2 protein-coding genes are annotated in these 4,278 nt (G+C 68.4%); both read left to right on the top strand.

The window, feature by feature from the left end; genetic code table 11:
- Positions 1-616 precede the first annotated feature (616 nt).
- Positions 617-2,650, top strand: coding sequence for a novobiocin-resistant DNA topoisomerase (ATP-hydrolyzing) subunit B (gene gyrB, locus ACFWBB_RS42440; protein ID WP_385284619.1), 2,034 nt, complete (start codon positions 617-619; stop codon positions 2,648-2,650).
- 78 nt (positions 2,651-2,728) lie between these two features.
- Positions 2,729-4,278 (top strand): ATP-binding protein (locus ACFWBB_RS42435; protein WP_385284616.1); only part of this gene is annotated, 1,550 nt, incomplete at its 3' end.

The raw sequence follows: 4,278 nt of genomic DNA, 5'->3' as shown, positions 1-4,278 counted from the left end.
GGGCCCCCCCGCCCGCGGGCTCGGCCCGCCCGGCGCCCCACTGTGCTTCCCCCTGGCCGGGGGCGGGGCGGCCGGCCCGCCCGGCCCCCCCCCCCCCCCACGGCAGCGGGTGATGGGGACGATGCCGTCCGGCACGGGCGTCCACAAGGCGGCACGCGTCCTCGGCAGCCCACACACACGGCCCGAGCGCCGAGCCGGCAATCCGGCACCATCCCGCCCCTCGACAACCGGGGTTCGGTGGGAGGTCGGGACCGGCGGCCTGACGCAGCGCAACTGGCGACCGCGGAGGGTTACGCTGGAAATAGTGCCCGGGGCGCTAAGCGACAAGGCATCAAGAAGCCCTCTGAGTGCCCCCCTGTCGCATTTTCAGTGGGTCAAGGCAGAGGGGATTGGCCTGGGTGGCGCGGGAGTCGCACAGTGGCGTACAGGGGTGCTCTCGTCCCGTCGGCCAGGGACGGCTCCGGTACGCTCGGCAGCGTCTCGGTCGGCGACGTCCAGAGGGTTCGTGTGCCTTGGGGTCCTGTTCGGGCTGCCGTGCCGTGTCTCCCCCAGTTGTCCGGCCGCTCCTGCACCGTGGCGCGGGAGCGGGGTCCGCTATGCCCGAAAGGGAGCGTATGTGACTACTTACGACACTCGCACCGCCACCGACGCCCGCGGATCCGAGCAGCCCGGCTACGTGGGGACGGCGTCTTATGATGCCAACGCGATCACCGTTCTGGAGGGCCTGGACGCCGTACGCAAACGGCCCGGGATGTACATCGGCTCTACGGGGGAGCGGGGGCTCCATCACCTGGTGCAGGAGCTCGTGGACAACTCCGTGGACGAGGCACTCGCGGGGGTGGCCGACCGGATCGACGTGACGGTCCTGGCCGACGGCGGGGTGCGGGTGGTCGACAACGGCCGCGGCATCCCGGTGGGGATGCACCCGGTGGAGAAGCGGCCGGCCGTCGAGGTGGTGCTGACCGTGCTGCACGCGGGCGGGAAGTTCGGGGGCGGCGGGTACGCAGTCTCCGGCGGTCTGCACGGTGTGGGTCTGTCGGTGGTCAACGCCCTGTCGACCCGGCTGTCGGCGGAGATCTGGACCGACGGCCACCGGTGGACGCAGGACTACAGGGACGGCGCTCCCACCGCCCCACTGGCCCGCCACGAGGCCACCTCCCGGACGGGCACCTCGCTGACGTTCTGGGCGGACGGCGACATCTTCGAGACCATCGAATACTCCTTCGAGACACTGGCCAGGCGTCATCAGGAAATGGCCTTCCTCAATCGTGGCCTCACCCTGACCCTCACCGACGAACGGTCCTCCGCGCGCGCGACGGCCGCGGTCGACGAAGCCGACTCGGACCCGACAGCGAAGACGGTCTCCTACCGCTACGACGGCGGCATCACCGACTTCGTCGCCCACCTCAATGCCCGCAAGGGCGAGCCGGCCCATCCCTCGGTCATCACCATCGCCGCCAGGGACACGGAACGGCTGTTGTCGGCCGAGATCGCCCTGCAGTGGAACGGTCAGTACACCGACAGCGTGTACTCCTACGCCAACGCGATCCACACCCATGAGGGCGGCACCCACGAAGAGGGCTTCCGCACGGCCCTGACCACCGTGGTCAACCGCTACGCGCGGGAGAAGAGGCTGCTGCGGGAAAAGGACGCGAACCTCTCCGGCGAGGACATCCGCGAGGGTTTGACTGCGATCATCTCGGTCAAGCTCGGCGAACCGCAGTTCGAGGGCCAGACCAAGACCAAACTCGGCAACACCGAGGTGCGCACCTTCGTTCAGAAGATCGTCCACGAGCACCTGACCGACTGGTTCGACCGCAACCCGAACGAGGCCGTGGACATCGTGCGCAAGGCCGTCCAGGCCGCCACGGCCCGGGTCGCGGCCCGCAAGGCGCGCGACCTGACCCGCCGCAAGGGCCTGCTGGAAACGGCGGCGCTGCCGGGTAAGCTGTCCGACTGCCAGTCGAACGACCCGGCGATGTCAGAGATCTTCATCGTCGAAGGAGACTCCGCCGGCGGCTCTGCCAAAGCCGGCCGCAATCCGCAGTACCAGGCGATCCTCCCGATCCGCGGCAAAATCCTGAACGTCGAGAAGGCGCGGATCGACAAAGTACTGCAGAACCAGGAGATCCAGGCGCTCATCTCCGCGTTCGGCACGGGTGTGCACGAGGACTTCGACATCGCCAAGCTCCGTTACCACAAAATCATTTTGATGGCGGACGCGGACGTCGACGGACAGCACATCAGCACGCTGCTGCTGACCTTCCTGTTCCGCTTCATGCGGCCACTGGTCGAGGAGGGGCACGTCCACCTCTCCCGCCCGCCGCTGTACAAGATCAAGTGGAGTCGGGAACTCGTCGAATACGCCTACTCCGACCGCGAACGCAACACACTCCTGGAACGGGGCCGACGGGACGGCCGCCGGATCAGGGACGACTCCATCCAGCGCTTCAAGGGTCTGGGCGAGATGAACGCCGAGGAACTGCGCGTCACCACCATGGACCCCGACCACCGGGTCCTGGGACAGGTCACCCTCGATGACGCAGCTTTCGCCGACGACCTCTTCTCTGTACTGATGGGCGAGGACGTGGAAGCCCGCCGACACTTCATCCAGCGCAACGCCAAGGACGTCCGCTTCCTCGACATCTGACCCCGGGCACTGCTCCCGCCCCTCTCGACGCGTGACCCAAAGCCCCACCGCTACCTCTGTTACTCAGGAGAGCACTGCGTGAGTACATTCCCCGCCCCGGCCGCCGGCAGCCGCCCCCAGGACGGCTCCGACTACACCGCTCGGCACCTGATGGTGCTCGACGGGCTCGAAGCCGTGCGGAAGCGCCCGGGCATGTACATCGGATCCAGCGACAGCCGTGGTCTGATGCACTGCCTGTGGGAGATCATCGACAACTCCGTGGACGAGGCCCTGGCCGGTGCCTGCGACCACATCGAGGTCATCCTCCACGACGACGGCTCCGTGGAAGTCACCGACAACGGCCGCGGCATCCCCGTGGACACGGAACCCCGCACCGGCCTGTCCGGAGTCGAGCTCGCCTACACCAAACTCCACGCCGGTGGAAAATTCGGCGGCGGCTCGTACGCCGCCTCCGGCGGCCTGCACGGCGTCGGCGCCTCCGTGGTCAACGCGCTGTCCGCCCGGCTGGACATCGAGGTCGACCGCCACGGCCGCACTCACGCCATCAGCTTCCGCCGCGGCACACCCGGCACCTACTCCGCCCCTGGACCCGACGCCCCCTTCACCCGCGCCCAGGGACTGCACCGGACCACCAAAATCCCCACGTCACGGACCGGCACGCGCGTGCGGTACTGGGCCGATCGTCAGATCTTCCTCAAGGACGCCAAGCTCTCGCTGGAGAACCTGCACCAGCGTGCCCGCCAGACCGCGTTCCTGGTGCCCGGCCTGACCATCGTCGTCCGCGACGAGTACGGGCTCGGTGAGGGCGGCAGCAAGGGCGAGGAGTCCTTCCGCTTCGACGGCGGCATCAGTGAGTTCTGCGAGTACCTGGCCGCCGACAAGCCGGTCTGCGACGTCCTCCGCTTCACTGGACAGGGCACCTTCAAGGAGACGGTCCCGGTCCTGGACGAGCACGGGCAGATGACTCCGACCGAAGTCACCCGTGAGCTCGGCGTCGATGTGGCGATGCGCTGGGGCACCGGCTACGACACGAATCTCAAGTCCTTCGTCAACATCATCGCCACGCCCAAGGGCGGCACTCACGTCGCCGGCTTCGAGCAGGCGGTCGCCAAGACGATGAACGAGGTGCTGCGCGCGAAGAAGCTGCTGCGCGTCGCCGAGGACGACATCGTCAAGGACGACGCCCTGGAGGGCCTGACCGCAGTCGTCACCGTCCGCCTCGCCGAGCCCCAGTTCGAGGGCCAGACCAAGGAGGTCCTGGGCACCTCGGCGGCCCGGCGCATCGTGAACACCGTGATCTCCAGAGAGCTGAAGGCGTTCCTGACCTCCGCCAAGCGCGACGCGGCCGCTCAGGCGCGGGTCGTCATGGAGAAGGCGGTCGCCGCCGCGCGGACCCGTATCGCGGCCCGCCAGCACAAGGACGCGCAGCGCCGCAAAACGGCACTGGAGTCCTCGTCGCTGCCCGCCAAGCTCGCCGACTGCCGCAGTGACGACGTCGAGCGCAGCGAGCTGTTCATCGTCGAGGGAGACTCCGCGCTCGGTACGGCCAAGCTGGCCCGGAACTCCGAGTTCCAGGCGCTGCTGCCCATCCGGGGCAAGATCCTCAACGTCCAGAAGTCGTCCGTGAC

This window comes from Streptomyces sp. NPDC060000, assembly GCF_042737375.1.
GTDB lineage: Bacteria > Actinomycetota > Actinomycetes > Streptomycetales > Streptomycetaceae > Streptomyces.
This window is presented reverse-complemented; position numbering and strand designations above follow the sequence as displayed.